Source organism: Mesorhizobium sp. B2-9-1, from assembly GCF_006439455.1.
In the GTDB taxonomy this organism is placed as follows: Bacteria; Pseudomonadota; Alphaproteobacteria; order Rhizobiales; family Rhizobiaceae; genus Mesorhizobium.
On record NZ_VFTP01000007.1, the window covers coordinates 196,152 to 214,413 of the forward strand.

Consider the following 18,262-nt stretch of genomic DNA (forward strand, 5'->3'; position numbering starts at 1 on the left):
ACCCATCATAAGCCGGTCGCGGGGCCGGGGTCACCGGAATTGTGCGGGTACGCTCCCCACGCTCTCCCGCTCCACCAGCGGGCACTCCAGCTTGGTGATCGGATAGCGTCCGCGGCCGGGCGTCGGCGGCGTCTCCAGCTGCTCGATCGCCCATTGGCCCATCGCCAGATGCGGAAGGATCGAGGTCGTCAGCGGCGGGAACAGATGGCGGGCGATCTCCTCATCGTCATAGCCGACCACGGAGATGTCCTGCGGGATATGCAGGCCGGCTTCCTTCAGCGCTTCGTAGCAGCCGATCGCGGTGCGGTCGTTCTGGCAGAAGATGGCGGTCGGTCGCTCCTTGAGTCCGAGCAGCTTGACCGTCGCAGCATAGCCGGCACTGGCCGACCAGTCGCCCTCGACCACCAGTTCCGGGTCGAACGGGATGTCGGCGGTGGCTAGAGCGCGGCGGTAGCCCTTGAGCCGATCTTGAGCGGCCTGCATCCACGGCTCGCCGGTGATGGTGGCGATGCGGCGATGGCCATGGCCGATCAGGTGTCTTGTCGCGCTCTGGCCGCCGGCGATCTCGGAGGGAACCACGGCCGGGAAGGCATAATCGGCGGTGTAGCAGTTGAGCAGGATCACCGGCATCTCGAGACTGTAGAGGAAATCCGGCGCAGCGATCTCGCGGGTGAAGATGGTCATATAGATCAACGCCGTGATGCCGCGCCCCGTCAGCGCCTGGACGGCGCGCGGCTCCATCACCGCGTCGCCCATGGTCTGCGCCACCAGAAGCACGTTGCCGGCGTTCCACGAGGCCTGCCGCGCGCCCTCGATGGCGACCACCGCCTCGGGGCTGGTGGCGAGCTGGTCGACCGCGAAGCCGATGACGCCATCCAGGCCTTCGAACGGCGTCACCGGCGGCCGCAGCGCCGAAAAGACCGGCGGCGAATAGCCCAGCGCTCGGGCCGCCTCGATCACCCGGTCGCGTGTCTGCTGCGACAGCCTGATGCCCGGGGTATTGTTGAGCACGAACGAGACCGTCGCCTGCGAGCAGCCGGCGGCGCGTGCGATGTCGGTCATGGTGACGCGTCCTTTGGGCTTGGCGGCCGGCTTGCGGCGCCTGGAAGCCCCGGGAGGATCGCGCAGTTCCGTCGGTTCACTCATGGTCGGTTCCCAAACCCGGCCGGCTCTGAAGCAAAGGCCGATTGCAACGGCAAGATGGTCGGCACGCTCATCTAAAACGCAATATTGATAATAAGTATTATCAAGTGCGACATACAAACCGCCGGCCGCGCCGCATCGCGACGAAATAATGCGACAAGGTCAGCAGCGCTGACAATTCCCATGGGTTTCCGTGCGGTAACAGGCTTTTGCCGCACGTGCACTCCTCACTCCCAGGCGCATCTTTCGACCAGCGTCTCCTCCGCTTCGAAAGCGCGCGCCTCAGTCAAAACTAATACTCTTTACTAATAGCTGTAAGCGTTCTACTGTCAACTCGTCGAAACCGTCCGGGCTTCCGCTCGGTGCCGGCAAAGTGCGAAGGATGCTCGCTCGAAGCCGGCGGGATCGCCGGTTTGGGCTCGTGTCCATCCTCACGAAAATGTCAGACAAATCGGACTATTTACGAATGCCACATGAGTGTCTAGTGTCTCGACCGCGGCCGGATCGGAACCGTTCTTAAGTCGGCGGACCTTTGCGCCACACCCTTGAGGAGGAGGGTTATCCGCGCCGCAGCCGAGACATCAGCGAAGAGTTCTACAAGGGAGGTTGAACTATGAAATCCATGATACGCAACGCATCCGTCGCCGCGGCGGCCTTGGCTTTAGGCCTGTCGGTAAGCGCCAGTGTGCGCGCCGACGACAAGCCGACGCTGGCCTTCGTCGTCAACGGTGCGTCAGACTTCTGGAAGGCGGCGGAAGCCGGCGTGAAGAAGGCGCAGGGCGAACTGCCCGACTACAATCTCGAGCTCAAATATCCGGAACAGTCTTCCGTCGCCATCCAGCAGCGGCTGATGGACGATCTGGTGACGGCAGGCGTCAAGGGCATCATGGTCTCGGCCGTCGATCCCAAGACCTCGACCGACGGATTGAACAAGATCGCGTCGGAAACCGCGCTGTTCACCACCGACTCGGATGCGCCGCAGACCAAGCGCGTCGCCTATATCGGCTCGTCCAATGTCGATGCCGGCAAGCAGGCGGCCGAGATCGCCAAGAAGGCGATGCCCAACGGCGGCAAGTGCCTGGGCTTCGTCGGCCTGCTCGGCGCCGACAACGCCAAGGAGCGCATCCAGGGCATGAAGGACGGGCTCGCCGGCAGCAAGATCGAGCTGGTCGACGTGCGCGGCGACGACATCGACCAGGCCCGCGCTAAGAAGAATGTCGAGGACGCGCTGGTCGCCAGCCCCGACATCACCTGCATGGTCGGCTTCTACTCCTACAACACGCCGCGCATCTATGAAGCGCTGCGCGACGCCGGCAAGCTCGGCCAGATCACCGTCGTCGGCTTCGACGACGATCCGATCACGCTGGGTGGCGTCAAGGAAGGCACCGTCGCCGCGACCGTGGTGCAGCAGCCGTTCGAATGGGCTTATCAGGGCATGAAGCTGATGGCCGCCTACCTCAAGGGCGACAAGTCAGGCATCCCGGACGGCAATCTGATCATCATCCCGACCAAGATCATCGGCAAGGATGACGTCGACGCCTACGCCGCCAATCTCAAGGCGATGCAGGGCAAGTAGGTCCAAAACAGATGCGCCGGCTCAAGGGTCCGCCTTGAGCCGGCGTTCGTATTGACGGACCTGCCAAGGCCCGTCAGTCTGTGGGCCACCGGCTGTTGCCCCGTGCGGTAAACTATGGCGTGATGACCTCTACCGATTCCACTCAACCGACCATCGCTCCGTTCCTGAGCCTCGAGGCCGTGCGCAAGACCTATCCGGGCGTTGTGGCGCTGGACAGGTTCTCGATGGAGGTCCGGCCCGGCGAGGTCATAGGCCTGGTCGGCGAAAACGGCGCCGGCAAATCGACGCTGATGAAGATCCTCGGCGGCGTGACGCGGCCGGACAGCGGCACCGTCACCGTCGATGGCGCGGCGCATGACGGATTGACCGTCGAGCAGAGCATCGGCTCCGGCATCGCCTTCGTGCATCAGGAATTGAACCTCTTCGAAAACCTCGACGTCGCCGCCAACATCTTCTTCGGCCGCGAGCCGCTGCGCGCCGGCCCGCTGAGGCTGGTCGACCGCGCGAAATTGCGCGAGATGGTGGCGCCGCTCCTGAAGCGCGTCGGCGCCAATTTCTCGGCCGACGCGCCGGTGGCATCGCTGTCGCTCGCACAGCAGCAGATGGTCGAGATCGCCAAGGCGCTGTCGATCAAGGCCCGCCTTGTCATCCTCGACGAGCCGACTTCCAGCCTGCCGATGGCGGAGACCGAAAAGCTGCTCGACGTCATCAAGGGCCTGAAGGCGCAAGGCATCAGCGTCATCTTCATCTCGCACCGGCTGCATGAGATCGAGCGCGTCGCCGACCGCGTCGTGGTGCTGCGCGACGGCACGCTGGCCGGCACCCTTCCCAAGAGCCACATCAATCACGACGAGATGGTCAGGCTGATGATCGGCCGCATGCTGAAGGAGCGCGAGAAGGCCGGCGAGGCCGCCCGCGCGCCGGGCAGCGTGGCCCTGTCGGCGGATGCGATCCGCACCAGCACCTATCCGGACCGGCCGGTCAGTCTGGAATTGAAACGCGGCGAGATACTCGGCCTCGCCGGCCTGGTCGGTTCCGGCCGCACGGAGCTCGCGCGCGTGCTGTTCGGGATCGACGAACGGCTCGCCGGCAGCGTTGCGCTCGACGGCAAGCCGCTTAATGTAGGCTCGGCGGCGGACGCGGTGGCGAACGGCATCTTCCTGGTGCCCGAGGACCGCAAGCTGACCGGCATACTGCTCGACCTGTCGATCGCCCAGAACATTTCGTTGCCCAATCTGCCGGCACATGCCAGGCGCTCGCTGGTCTCGGTCGGCGCCGAACTCGCGACGGCGGAAAGGCAGAAGAAGAACCTCGGCATCAAGGCGCCGTCGGTCTTGACCCGCACCGGCACGCTGTCGGGCGGCAACCAGCAGAAGGTGGTTCTGGCCAAATGGCTGGCGATGAACCCCAAGGTGATGATTCTGGACGAGCCGACGCGTGGCATCGACATCGGCGCCAAGGCGGAGATCTACGGGCTGATGCGGGCATTGGCCGACGCCGGCGTCGCCGTGCTGATGATCTCCAGCGACATGGAAGAAGTTATCGGCGTGTCGGACCGCATCGCGGTCATGCATGAGGGGCAGATCTCCGGCATCCTCGACAAGGACGATTTCAGCCAGGAGAACGTGCTTTTGCTGGCGGTCGGCAAGAAGCCGAAACTGCTGCAAACGGCGGGAGGAGCGCAATGACCAAGAAAGATCTCGGCCTGCTGATCCTGATCCTGGTGGTCGGCGCGGTGGTGACGGCCATCAATCCGCGCTTCCTGTCGGCGATCAACCTCGCCAACACCTCCAACCTGGTCGCTCTGTTCGGCATTCTTTCGATCGGCCAGGCCTTCGTCATCATCACCGGCGGCATCGAATTGTCGGTCGGCTCGGTGATCGCCCTGCTCGGCACGCTGTTCATCGACTTCATCGCGGTGCGCGAGGTGAGCTGGCCGCTTGCCTTCGTGCTGATCCTCGCGCTCGGCGCCGTCATCGGCTTCGTGCATGGCTGGCTGATCACGCGGCTGAAACTGCAGCCCTTCGTGGTGACGCTGTGCGGCCTGCTCATCTATCGCGGCGTGGCGCGCTTCTATACCGCCGACGGCACGGCCGGCTTCGCCTTTGGGCAGAATTTCCCGACGCTCGAGTTCCTGACCGCGGGCCGCTCCTACGGCCTGCCGAACAGTTTCATCGCGCTGATCGTCATCGCCATCGTGATGTGGGTGGTGCTGCACCGCTCGGTTTTCGGCCGCTATCTCTATGCGATCGGCAAGAACGAGGAAGCGGCGAAATATTCCGGCATCCGCACGGGCCGGGTGATCATCGCCGCCTATGTCATCTGCGGCGTGCTGACGGCGCTGTCGGCGATCTATTTCGCCATGTACACGCGCTCGATCTCGCCCGCGAGCCACGGCCAGTTCTATGAGCTTTATGCCATCGCCGCGGCGGTGCTGGGCGGCTTCTCGCTGCGCGGCGGCGAAGGGTCGCTGGGCGGCGCTGTCCTCGGCACCGTGCTGCTGCAGGAGTTGCAGAACCTCGTCAACCTGCTCGGCATTCCTTCCTCGCTCAACTTCGCGGTGATGGGCGGCGTGATCCTGATCGGCGTGCTGGTCGACCAGCAATGGGGCGTCTTCCGCGCACGGCGCCGGATGCTGGAGGCGTCTCGCAGGGGCGTCGCCGGCGCGCCGGCGGAGTAGTCTCGCTCTTCCGTCCACCCCGGACCGGGTTCCGATTGGGTCGACGCTCGCGGTGAAGCCGCGGGGCAAGTCCCGATTCGTGGACGAATTGCAACAACGCGTGAACCGGAAAACAGCCCTTGTCGCAGAATCGGGGCTGGGCTAAGCAATTGGTATCTGAGGGTTCCAAGAACAAAATATGGGAGAAATTACCGTGACATCTTCACGTTGGATCGCGCTCGCCGCGCTGGCGTTGACCTGCTCGACCCCGGCTATGGCCAAGGATTGGAAGACCGTGACGGTCGCGATGGAGGGCTCCTACGCCCCGTGGAACCAGACCGATGCCAGCGGCAAGATCGTCGGCTTCGAGGTGGACATCCTGAACGACGTCTGCGCCCGCGCGAAGCTCGAATGCAACATCGTCGCACAGGACTGGGACGGCGTCATTCCCGGGCTCACGGCAGGCAAGTTCGATATCGTCATGGACGGCATGTCGATCACCGAAGAGCGCATGAAGACCATCGACTTCTCGATCCCCTATGCCTCTTCGCCGGTGGCTTTCCTGGCCGACAAGAACGGCCCGCTGGCGCAGATGTCCAACACCGGCAAGATGATCGATCTGTCGAAGGACGACGCCGAATCCAAGGCGGCGCTCGACACGCTGCGCAAGGAGCTCACCGGCAAGAATGTCGGCCTGCAGGTCTCGACGACGGAAGCGACCTTCGCCGACAAATATCTCAAGGATGTCGCCAACGTCCATGAATACAAGACCACCGACGAGCACGACCTTGACCTGATGGCGGGCCGCATCGACGTCGCCTTCGCCGACACCACCTATTTCCTCGGCACGCTGGCCAAGCCGGACGCCAAGGACCTGGAATTCGTCGGCCCGCAATTCAAGGGTGGCCCGATCCTCGGACCGGGCATCGGCGCCGCTTTCCGCAAGACCGACAAGGACCTGCAGGACATCTACAACAAGGCGCTCAAGGCCGCGCTCGACGACGGTTCGGTGTCGAAATATTCCATGCAATGGTTCAAGATCGACATTACCAAGTAATGTCGCAACGGGAGTAGCCAAGGCTGCTCCCGTTTTGCATTGAGTGCATGTCGCCCGAAAGTGCGGGAAAACGACATGCACCGAAGCAGGAACCCGTCGATGCCTATCTCGGCGCCCGCAGGAGCCGTAAGTGGAGTTTCTCAAAGATCTCAAGGACCAGGTGTCGACGGCCTATGAGCTGTTGGCCGCCGGCTGGGGCGTGCAACTGCTCTGGGGCATCGCCTGGACGCTCGCCGTCACCGTCGTCTCGATGATGATTGGTGCCGTGCTCGGCTCGCTGGTGGCGGCGGCCAAGCTTTCGCATCGCGGCGGATTGAGGTTCATCGGCGAGAGCTACACCACCGTCTTCCGCGGCGAGCCGGAACTCCTGATCATCTACCTGTTCTACTATGGCGGCACCCAGGTCCTGACCGGCGTGGCGCGCTCGACCGGATCGATCGGCTCGGCCGACATCTTGAACATGCCGAGTTTCCTCGGCGGCGTTCTCGCGGTCGGCATCATTTCCGGCGCCTACCAGGCCGAGGTTTTTCGCGGCTCGTTCCTGGCGATCCATCGCGGCGAGCTGGAAGCGGCGCGTGCCTACGGCATGTCGCCCTGGCTGCGGTTTCGCCTCGTGATCATGCCGCAGGTCCTGCGTCTTGCGGTGCCGGGGCTGGGCAATGTCTGGCAATTGACCATCAAGGACTCGGCGCTGATCTCGGTCACCGGCGTCGCCGAGCTGATGCTGACAGCCAACAAGGCGGCGCGTTCGACGCATCATTCGCTGCTTTTCTACACGCTCGCCGGCATCCTCTATCTGGTGATGACCTCGATCTCGACGCCGATCTTCGACAGGGCCGAGCGCTACACCTCCCGCAGCTTCACACGGCCGAAATAAGAGGTGGCGGTGGATTTCGACTTCTACCTTTCGACCATGTGGAGTGTGCTCAAGGCGCTGCCGCTGACGCTCGAGATCTGGTTCTTCGGCATCGCCTTCGGGCTCCTCATCGCCACCGGCCTGACCTGGCTGCGGGCGTCCGGCTACAAATCGGGCGAGTATTTCACCCGCGCCTATGTCTTCGTCTTCCGCGGCTCGCCGCTGCTGGTGCAGCTTTATCTGGTCTATTTCGGGCTCTCCCAGTTCGACTTCGTCCGCCACAGCCCGATCCTGTGGCCGATCCTGCGCGATCCGATGTATTGCACGATCGTCGCCATGGCCCTGAACACGGCCGCCTATGAGAGCGAGATTTTCCGCGGCGCGCTGCGAGCCGTGCCTGTCGGCCAGATCGAGGCGGCCAAGGCGTTCGGCATGTCGGGCTTCACCCGCTTCCGCCTCGTCACGCTGCCGATCGCGCTGCGGCTTGCGTTGCCGGCCTATTCGACCGAAATCATCCTCATGACCAAGGCCACCGCGCTGGCGTCCGTGGTCACCATCATGGAGATGATGGGAACGGCGCAGAAGATCCAGCATGACACGTTCCGGCCGATTGAGGTGCTGACCTGCGCCGGCGTGATCTACCTGCTTCTCAACCTGTCGATCGCCCGGCTGTTCGCCTGGGTCGAGCACCGGCTTTCACCGCATCTGCGTGCCCCGCCCGAGCAGAGCCAGCAAGTCAAACCTGTACCGGAGGTGTTGTGATGTCGGCAAATGTCGCCGCTGCCGCGAAAGCCGCGCCGTCCTCCGATGAGACGCCCGCCATCAGCGTCAAGGATCTGCGCAAGTGCTTCGGCGATCATGAGGTGCTCAAGGGCATTTCGCTCGAGGCTCACAAGGGCGACGTCATTTCAATTCTCGGCTCCTCCGGGTCCGGCAAGAGCACGATGCTGCGCTGCATCAACCTCCTGGAAACCCCGGATTCCGGCGAAGTGCGGGTGGATGGCGAGCTCATCAAGATGAAGCGGGGTCGCGACGGCCACCAGATGCCCGCCGACATCCGCCAGGTGGAGCGGATCCGCGCCAACCTCGCCATGGTTTTCCAGAGCTTCAATCTGTGGTCGCACATGACCGTGCTGGAAAACCTCGTCGCCGCGCCGACGCATGTGCTGAAGCGGCCGCGCGCGGAATGTCTGGAGCAGGCCGAGGCATTGCTGAAGCGCGTCGGCATATGGGAGCGCCGCAACTACTATCCGCCGCATATGTCCGGCGGCCAGCAGCAGCGCGCCGCGATCGCCCGCGCCCTGGCGATGAACCCCAAGGTGATGCTGTTCGACGAGCCGACATCCGCGCTCGACCCGGAACTGGTCGGCGAGGTGCTGCGCGTCATGCGCTCGCTCGCCGAAGAAGGACGCACCATGCTGGTCGTCACGCATGAGATGGGCTTCGCCCGCGACGTGTCGAGCAAGGTGATGTTCCTGCACAAGGGCGAGGTGGACTCGGCCGGCGAACCGAAGGAGATGTTCGCCAGGCCGCCGACGCCGCAATTCAAGCAGTTCATCGCCAACTTCAACAAGTGAAGCGCTGCCTCCCCCTTCTCCCCTTGTGGGGTGAGAAGCGGTCCGCGTTAGCGGACGAAAAGCCAATTGCTTGGCTTTTCGAGCTTCGAACGCCCTGAGCCTGCGAAGGGCCGGCCGTGGCCGCGAAGCGGCCGGATGAGGGGTGCTGGACGGAGTGGGGCGCTGACGTTTGGGCACAACGGTGCTGCCAGGCGAAGGCCATCGCCAAGCTGGAGCACCCCTCATCCGTCTCGGCGCTTCGCGCCGATCCACCTTCTCCCACAAGGGGAGAAGGGAAAGCGTCAGATCATGTCCGACAGATCCGAGAACGCCATCGCCTTGCGCAGCACCTCGGCGAAGCGTTCGCCGGCGATTTCCTTGTCGCCGCTGTTGTCGATCGAGGTCACATCCTGTCCCGTCAGCTTGATGCTCGTGCTGCGCGCCAGGCGGGCAAGCACTTCGCCGCGCGATTCACGGCCGCGCGCCGCTAGCCGCTCGGCGAGGATCTCCGGCGTGGCGGTGATCTCGACCACGGCCAGATTGGCATAGCGCTCGCGCAGCGCCGGGATGACCGCGCGGGAGACATTCGCCACGGCTACATGACCATTGGCGACCGCCCAGTCGACATCGGCCGGCAGGCCATAGCGCAGGCCGTGCGCGTCCCAGCACAGCGAGAAGGCGCCGTCCGCCTCCGCCTCGGCGAAGGCGGCGTCGGCCAGCGTGTCGTGGTCCTCGCTTGCCGTGTCGCTCGGCCTGGTGATGACGCGGCGCACGAATTCCAGCCGCGTCTCGCCGACAAAGCGCTGCTTGGCGTAGCCGATCACCGTATCCTTGCCGGCGCCGCTCGGGCCGACCACCGCGACGAAGACGCCGTTGCGGATCGGCAGCCTGTCGGCCAGCTCGCGCTCGATGAGGGCCGAGACCATCATGCGACCCGGCTGCCCAGGCGCCAAACCGTACGCACGACCGGCACATGGTCGTCCACGCGTACCCGCACAAGGTCTGCCCGGCGGCCGGGCTCGATGACGCCGCGGTCGGCGAGGCCGATCGCTTCGGCCGGGTTCTTCGAGACCATGGCGACCGCCTGCGGCAGCGAGATGCCCTCGACGACATCGCCGAGGAAGAAGGCCGACTGGATCAGACTGAAGGGGATGTAGTCGGACGACAGGATGTCGAGCAGGCCGTCGGCGGCGAGCGTGCGCGCCGAGACATTGCCGGAATGCGAGGCGCCGCGCATGACGTTCGGCGCGCCCATCAGCACGCCGAGGCCTGCGGCTTTCGAGGCCTTGGCGGCCTCTTGCGTCGTCGGGAACTCGGCGACGCGCACGCCCTGCTCGATCGCTTCGTCGACATGGCTGGCGGTCGCGTCGTCATGGCTCGCCAGCACGATGCCGCGCTCCTGGCAGGCGGCCGAGATGAAGACGCGGTTCGGACCGGAATTGCGGGCCGATTCGGCCATCCGCTTCTCGCAGAATTTCTGGAAGTCGCGGTCCGTCAGCTTCAGCTTGCGCTGGTAGTAGTAGGCATAGGTCTCGAGGTTGACGAACTGGCGCTGTCCGGGCGCGTGATCCATCAGCGAGGCGAGCTTCACCCGCTCGTCTGTCTCGAAATTGGCGAAAGCCTCGAGGCAGTCCGGCGCCGAGACCTCGCAGCGCAGATGGATGAAATGATCGGCCCTGAGCCGATCCTGGCGCACGCTGTCCTCGATCGCGTCGGCCAGCTTGCGGACGTCGTCGGATTTCAGGTCGGCATCCTCGTCCATGCCGACGCGCAAGGCGTCGAGCACCGTGGTGATGCCGGCGGTCGCCACCTGGGCGTCATGGGCAAGCACGGCGGCGATCGGGTTCCAGCGCACTTTCGGGCGCGGCGCATAATGGCCCTCGAGGTGATCGGTGTGCAGCTCGACAAGGCCCGGGATGATGTAATCGCCGCCCATGTCCTCGCCGGCGCGAACGGCACCGGGCTCGACGGTGGCAATCAGGCCGTCGCGCAACAAAAGCGAGCCCTCGACGATTTCGTCGGGCAACACGATGCGGGCATTGGTGAGAATGGTTTCGGCGGTCATCTCGGGCGGTCCTATCTCAAGCAGTCGCTTCAGAGCAATTCCAGGAAAAGTGCCTTGCGGTTTTCCGTCCGGAATTGCGTAAAAACAAAAAGATAGGGCGGTTCAGCGTTTCCGCTGATCCGCCCTAGGCGGTCTTGCGGGCAGCCCGGCGGCCAAGCGCATGATGGGAAAGCACCATGAACGGGGCGCCGGGCTCGCTTTCGACGAACAATGTCAGCGCATCCACCGGCACCGGCTGCCGCAGCACGTCGGCGAACAGGCCGTCGATCGCTGCACGAAGACGTGGGCTTTCCTGTGGCCCGACCCGCCCCGAGAGCGTCATGTGGAAGCGGAACGTATCGAAGACGTAAGGATAACCCCATTGGCAGAGATTGCGGAACTCGTCCGGCTTCAGCGCATCGGGGCTGCGGCGCTCGATCTCGGCCTCGGTCAGCGGCGCGCGGAACGGATCGAAGGCGCGCACCACCTCGCCGGCGAAATCGTTGAGCGGCGCAAACTGCGTTTCCGGCACCAGCGCGAAAAAGCCGTCGATCTGGCCGACGACGAGACGCGGGATGATCACAGGCGGCGTCGTTCCGGCGAAAGCGTCGAGCGCGGCGCGGAGCGAAGCTTCCGTCTCGTTCAGCGCCAGCCGGAACGGGGCTTTCAGCGTCGCATGGAATCCGTAGCGCCGGGCGGAGGCGGTATGGAAAGCGACTTCCGCGGCCGACAGATCGCCCACGGCCTCGACCGGCCGCGTCGCCGCGCCAAACGGGTCGCGGCCCAGCCAGTTAGCGGCAATGCGCGCCAGCTTCTCGTCCTGCCCCGGGGTGTAGTAGATCGCGTAGCGCATGGGCGTTCCTCGTCAAGCGCGCTGCGCGCCCCAAAGGAATATGCGACGCGCTTCAAGTCATTGTCTTGGCAAGTCGTGGCCCAAAACGCCGGAGCGCTTGCGGCGACATGCACCGGAACCGCTGCCATAGGTGATTTCCATGACGGATTGACGAAGCTTTCGTGGGTTTTCGAAGGCAAGTCCAGCACGGAGCTCGTTAGCCGACGATTTTTCCGGCCTGGACCAACGGCTTTGCCGGCGTGCCGATCAGGCCTTCATCAGCCACTCATGCTCGGCCGCGTTGTGGAATTTCCACGTCCGCTTCGGTCCGGCCATGACGTTGAGGTAATAAAGGTCGTAGCCGTGGCAGGCCGCGCAAGGATGATAGCCCTTGGGCACCAGCACGACATCGCCGTCCTCGATCGCCATCGCCTCGTCCAGCTCGCGCACGCCGTTGCGGTCGGCATCGGTGTAGACGCGTTGGAAGGCAAAGCCCTGCGGCGGGTTGAGGCGGTGGTAATAGGTCTCCTCGAGATAGGATTCGGCCGGCAGATTGTCCTGGTCGTGCTTGTGCGGAGGATAGCTGGAGGTGTGGCCGCCGGGGGTGATCACCTCGACCACCAGTAGCGAATCCGCCGGCTTGCCCTCGGGCAGGATGTTGGTGACGTAGCGCGTGTTGGTGCCCTTGCCGCGCACCTCCTGGCCGAGATCGTCAGGTCCGATGACGCGCACCGGCAGACGGCCACCGAGGCCAGGCGCCGAGCAGACGGCGAGCTCCAGCTCGGTATCGGCGGTCACCGACCAGTCGGCGCCTTGCGGCACATAGACCGACCACGGCTTGCCTTCGAAGGGCGACATGCGCTCGCCGAGCAGGCCGAGATCCTTGCCGCCGGCCGACGCCTTGCCTTTGCCGGTGACGAAGACCAGGCAGACCTCGCGCTCGCCCGTTTTGCCGGACACCGTCTCGCCCGGACGAAGCCGATGCAGATCAAAACCGACATAGGTCCAGCCGGCGCTTTGCGGCGTGACATGAGCGACATGGCCGTGGCCCTTGTCGGCCTTGACGAGCAGTTTCGACATTTTTTGGCTCTCCTAATTCCTGGGCGCCCCATTGGCGCAGCTAAGAATCCGATGGACTATCGCGAAAACCTTGGAGATTGGCCGGTTCCCTCGCAACGTCGTCATTCTAGGGCGGAGCAAGGAGCGAAGCGACGCGCGCAGACCCTAGAATCCATGCCGTTACACCTGCCGTAGAATGCAGCGGTGCAGAAAGAGGCTGTCTGGGCCGGCGTTTCGGCGCCATTGTCTGCACCGTCGCGACACGTCAAAGTCATGGCATGGATCCTAGGGTCTGCGCCGCGTCGCTGCGCTCCTTGCTCCGCCCTAGGATGACGAAGCGAGGAGCGTTTCGGCTAATCGCCAACGTATGCGATCCGCCATGCACGCAGTATCCGATCCGTAGAAGCTCTCGAGCCATGGATCACTCACTCTTTTGGTTCGACGTCGGCCTTGTTCTCCTCCACCGGCTTATAGAGATAGAAAAACTGCCACACCGCGTAACCGGCGAAGCCCAGCGCGATGATGCCCCAGAAGGGTGTGCCGGAGGCGAATTCGATCACCGACCAGATGAGGCAGACCGCGACGACCGCGATACGGCGCCACAGCGGCCGGAAGAAGGGATGCTCATAGTCTTTCATCGCGCCAATCCAGGATTTTGCCAAAGCGCACCAGATAGACCGGGCGCCCCGACTAATCCACCGTTCAGGCTGGAAACCCTTGTGTCTCCACCGTGTAGCCGGCGGCCGTCATCACTCGCATCAGCTCCTTGTGGCCGACCTCAGCCATCTTGAGCGGCGGGTTCTTCTTCGGATCCTGCTCGGCTTCGACCACGAACCAGCCTTCATAGCTATGATCGGCGAAACGCTGCACGATGGCGCCGAAATCGAGCGAGCCGTCACCCGGCACGGTGAAGGCGCCGAGCGCCACGGCGTCGAGGAAGGACTGTTTTGTCCGGTCGAGCCCGTCGATCACGCCCATGCGAACATCCTTCACATGGACGTGGTTGATGCGCTTGTGGTGATTGTCGATGGCGCGCAGCACATCGCCGCCCGCAAAGGCGAGATGGCCGGCATCGAGCAGCAGCGGAATGCCTTCGCCGGAGTTGCGCATGAAAGCGTCGAGCTCCGGCTCGGTCTCGACCACCGCCGCCATGTGGTGATGGTAGGAAAGCGGCATGCCCTGTTCGGCGCACCATTCGCCGAACTCGGTGACGCGCCGGCCGTAAGCCTTCATCTCGTCGCCTGAAAGTTTTGGCTTGGTGGCCAAAGGCTTGGAGCGATCGCCCTGGATGGATCGGCCGACCTCGCCATAGACGATGCAGGGCGCGTCGACCGCCTTGAACAGCTCGATCATCGGCTGGATGCGGTCCTTGTTACGGGAGATGTCCTCATCGACCAGCGTGCCGGAGAACCAGCCGCCGCAGAGTGTGACGTCGGCCTGCTTCAGGATCGGCAGCATCACCTTCGGATCGTTGGGGAAGCGGCGGCCCATCTCCATGCCGGTGAAGCCGGCCGAGCGCGACTGGCGCAGGCATTCCTCCAGCGACACGTCATCGCTCAGTTCCACGAGATCGTCATTCCACCATGCGATGGGGGACATGCCCAGTTTGGCTTTCAAGTCGTCACTCCAATGTCGGTTCGTTGCGAGGCCGGCTCAGCCCTGACGGCTGCTCACGGCTTCCTCATAGTTCTTGCGCGCGGCGTTGACCTGCGGCCGCGCCGAGACTTCCGGCACGGCGACATCCCACCAATGGCCGCCGGCCTCGGTCGAGACCAGCGGGTCGGTGTCGATGACCAGCACGGTCGTCTTGTCGTTGTTCTTCGCCTTGGCCAGCGCCGTCTCCAGCTCCGCGATCGACGCCACCTTCTCGGCAACGGCACCTAAGCTTGCCGCATGCGCGGCGAAGTCGACGTCCGGCATCACCTCGTGGCGCGCGTCCTTCAAGAGATTATTGAAGTTGGCACCGCCGGTCGCCATCTGCAGCCGGTTGATGCAGCCATAGCCACGATTGTCGAGCAGCACGATGGTAAGCTTCAGGCCAAGCATCACCGAGGTGGCGATCTCGGAATTGAGCATCAGATAGGAGCCGTCGCCGACCATGACGACGACCTCCTGGTCAGGCTTCGCCATCTTGACGCCGAGCCCGCCGGCGATCTCGTAGCCCATGGTCGAGAAGCCGTATTCGGCATGGTAGGAGCCCGGCGCGCCGGCCTGCCAGAGCTTGTGCAATTCGCCGGGAAGACCGCCCGCGGCATGCAGCAGCGTGACGCCCGAGCCCATGGCACGCTGCACGGCGCCGATCACTTGCGCATCGGACGGATAGGCGGCGTTGGTCGACGCGGTCACCTTGGCGGCGGCGGCCTGCCACTCCGTCTTGCCCTTCAATGCATTGTCGGTCCACGCGGCCGGCGCCTTCCAGCCCTTCAGCGCGGCGGACAGCTCGGCAAGCCCTTCGGCCGCGTCGGCAACCAGCGGCAGCGCCCAATGCTTGCCGGCGTCGAAACCTTGCGTGTTCAGGCCGATGATGGTGCGGCCGGCATTCTTGAACAGCGCCCAGGAGCCGGTGGTGAAATCCTGCAGCCTGGTGCCGATGGCGAGCACGACATCGGCCTCTTCCGCCAGCCGGTTGGCGGCCGACGTGCCGGTGACGCCGACCGCCGCCATGTTGAGCGGATGGTCGTCGGGCAGCGAGGACTTGCCGCCCTGCGTCTCGCAGACCGGAATGCCGGCGCCCTGCACCAGCTTGGCGAGCTCGTCCGAAGCTTGCGAATACAGCACCCCGCCGCCGGCGATCACCAGCGGCTTCCTGGCGCCCTTCAGCGCAGCGACGGCCGCCGCCAACTCATGGCGGTCCGGGCGCGGCCGGCGCGGCGTCCAGACGCGCTCGGCGAACAGGCTTTCTGGATAACCATAGGCCTCGGCCTGCACGTCCTGGCAGAGCGAGAGCGTCACCGGGCCGCATTCGGCCGGATCGGTCAGCACCTGCATGGCGCGATTCAGCGCCGGGATGATCTGCTCCGGCCGCGTGATGCGGTCGAAATAGCGCGATACGGGGCGGAAGCAGTCATTGACGCTCGCCGTGCCGTCGGAGAAATCCTCGGCCTGCTGCAGCACCGGGTCGGGCAGGCGGTTGGCGAAGATGTCGCCCGGCAAAAACAGGACGGGCAACCGGTTTACATGCGCGAGCGCGGCCGCCGTCACCATGTTGAGCGCGCCGGGGCCGATCGAAGAGGTCGCTGCCATGAAGCGGCGGCGGAAATTGGCCTTGCCATAGGCGATCGCCGCATGCGCCATCGCCTGCTCGTTATGGGCGCGGAAAGTCGGCAGCTCGTCGCGCACCTGATAGAGCGCCTCGCCAATGCCCGCGACATTGCCATGGCCGAAGATCGCCCAGACGCCGCCGAAGATCGGCACTTTTTTCCCGTCGATCTCAGTCATTTGCCGGCTGAGAAAGCGGGTCAGCGCCTGCGCCATCGTCAGGCGGATTGTCTTGCTCATGATGTCTCCTCCGCGGTCCTTCAGCGGTCCTGTTATGCGGCCTTGCGGCCGCGCGCGGCAAGCCATGCCTCGGTCAGCTGCTCGAAGCGCGCGGCCATGTCGGCGATCGCCTCGTCATCCGACATCCGGCCGGCCAGCCATTGTTCGGCGGCGTTGACGAAGATGGTGCGACCGACGGCAAAGCCCTTGACGATTGGCGCATTGGCGGTTGCCGCAAAGGCCGCGACCAGCTCGTCCTGCGGCGCTTCCAGCCCGAGCAGCACGATGCCGCGGCACCATGGATCGTTCCTGACGATGACCTGTTCGATCTTCGCCCAGGCGCCTGCCGAAGCCTGCGGCTCGAGCTTCCACCAGTCGGGCTTGATGCCGAGCGCATAGAGTTCCTCCAGTGCGCGGGGAATGGTGGTGTCGTCAAGCTTGCCGTGCTTGCCGGCGATGATCTCGACCAGCAGTTCGCGGCCGACTTTCCGCGCCGCCTCGAACAAAGCGCGCAGCTTCTGCTGCTGCTCAACTTTGAGCGCTTCCGGATCGTCCGGGTGGTAGAAGCACAGGCATTTGATGCAATGGTCGACCGGCCATTCGGTAAGCTGCGAGCCGATATCCTGCGAAAACTCGAAGCGCAGCGGGCGCGATCCGGGCAATTCGACCGGACGGCCGAGCCAAGCGAAGGGATGGCGGGCGAATTCGAACATCGCGTCGCGGCCATATTTCTCGTCGATCAGCATGCCGTAGCCGTCGCGGCCGGCCGCGACCTTTGCCGCCGCCTTGACGGTGAGCACCTTGAAGTCGGGGATTCGCGCAACGTCGGCGCCGACCTTGGCGGCAACGTCTTCGAGCTGGACGCGATGGTCGCAGGCCAAAGCCATCAGCGAGGGAATGTCACGCCGCCGCGTCGTTGCCCAGTGGACGTGGTTGATCGCCTCGTCCTTGCGCAGCGCCAGGTGCTTGCTGCCGTGCTTCAGAAAGAACTGCAGCTCCTCGAAAGTCGGATATTCCGGTGCGCAGAGCAGGCGCGAAACGGCGAAGGCGCCGCAGGCATTGGCCCAGGTCGCGGCCGTCGCAAAACTCTCGCCGCCGAGCCAGCCCCGCAGGAAGCCCGACATGAAGGCGTCGCCGGCGCCGAGCACATTGTAGATCTCGATCGGGAAACCCTTGCCGACGATGCCGTCCTCGAGGTCGTCGCTGATCGGCCCGTCATAGACGATGCAGCCCTTGGCGCCGCGCTTGAGCACGATGGTGGCCGGCGATAGCGCGCGGATCGTCTTTAGCGCGCTCAGGCAATCGTCGGCGCCGGAAGCGATCATGATCTCTTCCTCGGTGCCGACGATGAGATCGCAATCCGGCAGCACGGTCTTGAGCTGCGCCGAGACGCGGTCCGACTTGACGTAGCGCTCGAAGCCCTCGGCATGCCCGGCAAGGCCCCAGAGGTTCGGGCGATAGTCGATGTCGAACACCACCTTGCCACCCCGGGCCTTCATGAGGCGGATAGCCTTGCGCTGGGCTGCATCGGAATTGGGCCGCGAGAAATGCGTACCGGTGACGACGACCGAGCGCGCCGAAGCGACGAACGCCTCGTCGATATCCTCCTCGGCCAGCGCCATGTCGGCGCAGTCCGAACGATAAAAGATCATCGGCGAGACGCCTTCGCTCTCGACCGAAAGCAGCACCAGCGCCGTCAGTCGCTCCTTGTCGGTCTTCAGCGCGTCGACGGAGACGCCCTCGCGCCGAAGCTGCTCGCGGATGAAACGGCCCATCTGCTCGTCGCCGACGCGGGTGAGCAGCGCCGAGCGCAGGCCGAGCCGCGCCGTGCCGACGGAAATATTGGCCGGACAGCCGCCGACGGATTTGGCGAAAGAGGTGATGTCCTCCAGCCGCGAGCCGATCTGCTGGCCATAGAGATCGACCGAGGCGCGGCCGATGGTGATGACGTCGAGCGGCGGGTATTTCCCTTCCACGGCTTCGCCCATTCGAACCTCCCATCG

At 64.5% G+C, this 18,262-nt stretch carries 16 protein-coding genes; 7 read left to right on the top strand and 9 right to left on the bottom strand.

The genetic code is table 11. From position 1 onward, the window contains the following. Positions 1 to 30: 30 nt before the first annotated feature. Positions 31 to 1,146 (bottom strand): LacI family DNA-binding transcriptional regulator, encoded by a 1,116-nt coding sequence (locus FJW05_RS15840; protein ID WP_181164958.1) that lies wholly within the window; start codon positions 1,144 to 1,146, stop codon positions 31 to 33. Between the two features lie 610 nt (positions 1,147 to 1,756). On the opposite strand from FJW05_RS15840, the gene FJW05_RS15845 reads away from it, so the two are divergent. From FJW05_RS15845 to FJW05_RS15875, 7 genes are all read left to right on the top strand, one after another. Next, positions 1,757 to 2,719, top strand: a complete 963-nt coding sequence (locus tag FJW05_RS15845) for a sugar-binding protein (protein ID WP_140633708.1) — start codon at positions 1,757 to 1,759, stop codon at positions 2,717 to 2,719. Between the two features lie 122 nt (positions 2,720 to 2,841). Continuing rightward, the gene (locus FJW05_RS15850) at positions 2,842 to 4,407 is read left to right on the top strand and encodes a sugar ABC transporter ATP-binding protein (RefSeq protein ID WP_140633815.1); all 1,566 of its coding nucleotides are present in this window, start codon (positions 2,842 to 2,844) and stop codon (positions 4,405 to 4,407) included. After that, on the top strand, positions 4,404 to 5,399 hold the full coding sequence (locus FJW05_RS15855) for an ABC transporter permease (protein ID WP_140633711.1): 996 nt from the start codon (positions 4,404 to 4,406) through the stop codon (positions 5,397 to 5,399). The genes FJW05_RS15850 and FJW05_RS15855 overlap by 4 nt, the downstream gene beginning before the upstream one ends. A gap of 193 nt (positions 5,400 to 5,592) precedes the next feature. Next, the gene (locus FJW05_RS15860; RefSeq protein ID WP_246673454.1) at positions 5,593 to 6,435 is read left to right on the top strand and encodes a transporter substrate-binding domain-containing protein; all 843 of its coding nucleotides are present in this window, start codon (positions 5,593 to 5,595) and stop codon (positions 6,433 to 6,435) included. A 130-nt stretch (positions 6,436 to 6,565) separates the two neighbouring features. Then, positions 6,566 to 7,312 carry an ABC transporter permease subunit gene (locus FJW05_RS15865; RefSeq protein WP_246673455.1) on the top strand — a complete coding sequence of 249 codons (747 nt, stop codon included), beginning with the start codon at positions 6,566 to 6,568 and terminating at the stop codon, positions 7,310 to 7,312. A 9-nt stretch (positions 7,313 to 7,321) separates the two neighbouring features. Then, the gene (locus FJW05_RS15870) at positions 7,322 to 8,053 is read left to right on the top strand and encodes an ABC transporter permease (protein ID WP_181164959.1); all 732 of its coding nucleotides are present in this window, start codon (positions 7,322 to 7,324) and stop codon (positions 8,051 to 8,053) included. After that, positions 8,053 to 8,868: an ATP-binding cassette domain-containing protein gene (locus FJW05_RS15875; protein WP_140633717.1), complete on the top strand. Its 816-nt coding sequence runs from the start codon at positions 8,053 to 8,055 to the stop codon at positions 8,866 to 8,868. Before FJW05_RS15870 ends, FJW05_RS15875 begins: the two co-directional genes overlap by 1 nt. Before the next feature lie 281 nt (positions 8,869 to 9,149). Here the strand turns inward: FJW05_RS15875 and phnN are convergent, their stop codons facing one another. From phnN to iolC, 8 genes are all read right to left on the bottom strand, one after another. Further along, a complete protein-coding gene (gene phnN / locus FJW05_RS15880; RefSeq protein WP_181164960.1) occupies positions 9,150 to 9,776 on the bottom strand; it encodes a phosphonate metabolism protein/1,5-bisphosphokinase (PRPP-forming) PhnN in 627 nt (208 codons plus the stop codon). Further along, on the bottom strand, positions 9,773 to 10,912 hold the full coding sequence (locus FJW05_RS15885; RefSeq protein ID WP_140633720.1) for an alpha-D-ribose 1-methylphosphonate 5-triphosphate diphosphatase: 1,140 nt from the start codon (positions 10,910 to 10,912) through the stop codon (positions 9,773 to 9,775). The genes phnN and FJW05_RS15885 overlap by 4 nt, the downstream gene beginning before the upstream one ends. Positions 10,913 to 11,036: 124 nt before the next feature. After that, positions 11,037 to 11,744, bottom strand: a complete 708-nt coding sequence (locus FJW05_RS15890; RefSeq protein WP_140633723.1) for a DUF1045 domain-containing protein — start codon at positions 11,742 to 11,744, stop codon at positions 11,037 to 11,039. A gap of 246 nt (positions 11,745 to 11,990) precedes the next feature. Next, a complete protein-coding gene (gene iolB / locus FJW05_RS15895) occupies positions 11,991 to 12,803 on the bottom strand; it encodes a 5-deoxy-glucuronate isomerase (protein WP_095768042.1) in 813 nt (270 codons plus the stop codon). 404 nt (positions 12,804 to 13,207) lie between these two features. Then, positions 13,208 to 13,420: a DUF3329 domain-containing protein gene (locus FJW05_RS15900; RefSeq protein WP_140633726.1), complete on the bottom strand. Its 213-nt coding sequence runs from the start codon at positions 13,418 to 13,420 to the stop codon at positions 13,208 to 13,210. 64 nt (positions 13,421 to 13,484) lie between these two features. After that, the gene (gene iolE, locus FJW05_RS15905) at positions 13,485 to 14,399 is read right to left on the bottom strand and encodes a myo-inosose-2 dehydratase (protein ID WP_140633729.1); all 915 of its coding nucleotides are present in this window, start codon (positions 14,397 to 14,399) and stop codon (positions 13,485 to 13,487) included. Between the two features lie 36 nt (positions 14,400 to 14,435). Then, entirely contained in the window at positions 14,436 to 16,280 is a 1,845-nt protein-coding gene (gene iolD / locus FJW05_RS15910; RefSeq protein ID WP_140633732.1) for a 3D-(3,5/4)-trihydroxycyclohexane-1,2-dione acylhydrolase (decyclizing), read from the bottom strand. A 32-nt stretch (positions 16,281 to 16,312) separates the two neighbouring features. Continuing rightward, on the bottom strand, positions 16,313 to 18,247 hold the full coding sequence (gene iolC / locus FJW05_RS15915) for a 5-dehydro-2-deoxygluconokinase (RefSeq protein ID WP_140633735.1): 1,935 nt from the start codon (positions 18,245 to 18,247) through the stop codon (positions 16,313 to 16,315). Positions 18,248 to 18,262: the final 15 nt, after the last annotated feature.

Coding starts and splice junctions, on each gene's coding strand:
- FJW05_RS15840 (WP_181164958.1), bottom strand. CDS start 1,146: ATGAGTGAACCGACGGAACTGCGCGATCCTCCCGGGGCTTCCAGGCGC.
- FJW05_RS15845 (WP_140633708.1), top strand. CDS start 1,757: ATGAAATCCATGATACGCAACGCATCCGTCGCCGCGGCGGCCTTGGCT.
- FJW05_RS15850 (WP_140633815.1), top strand. CDS start 2,842: ATGACCTCTACCGATTCCACTCAACCGACCATCGCTCCGTTCCTGAGC.
- FJW05_RS15855 (WP_140633711.1), top strand. CDS start 4,404: ATGACCAAGAAAGATCTCGGCCTGCTGATCCTGATCCTGGTGGTCGGC.
- FJW05_RS15875 (WP_140633717.1), top strand. CDS start 8,053: ATGTCGGCAAATGTCGCCGCTGCCGCGAAAGCCGCGCCGTCCTCCGAT.
- phnN (WP_181164960.1), bottom strand. CDS start 9,776: ATGATGGTCTCGGCCCTCATCGAGCGCGAGCTGGCCGACAGGCTGCCG.
- FJW05_RS15885 (WP_140633720.1), bottom strand. CDS start 10,912: ATGACCGCCGAAACCATTCTCACCAATGCCCGCATCGTGTTGCCCGAC.
- FJW05_RS15890 (WP_140633723.1), bottom strand. CDS start 11,744: ATGCGCTACGCGATCTACTACACCCCGGGGCAGGACGAGAAGCTGGCG.
- iolB (WP_095768042.1), bottom strand. CDS start 12,803: ATGTCGAAACTGCTCGTCAAGGCCGACAAGGGCCACGGCCATGTCGCT.
- FJW05_RS15900 (WP_140633726.1), bottom strand. CDS start 13,420: ATGAAAGACTATGAGCATCCCTTCTTCCGGCCGCTGTGGCGCCGTATC.
- iolD (WP_140633732.1), bottom strand. CDS start 16,280: ATGAGCAAGACAATCCGCCTGACGATGGCGCAGGCGCTGACCCGCTTT.
- iolC (WP_140633735.1), bottom strand. CDS start 18,247: ATGGGCGAAGCCGTGGAAGGGAAATACCCGCCGCTCGACGTCATCACC.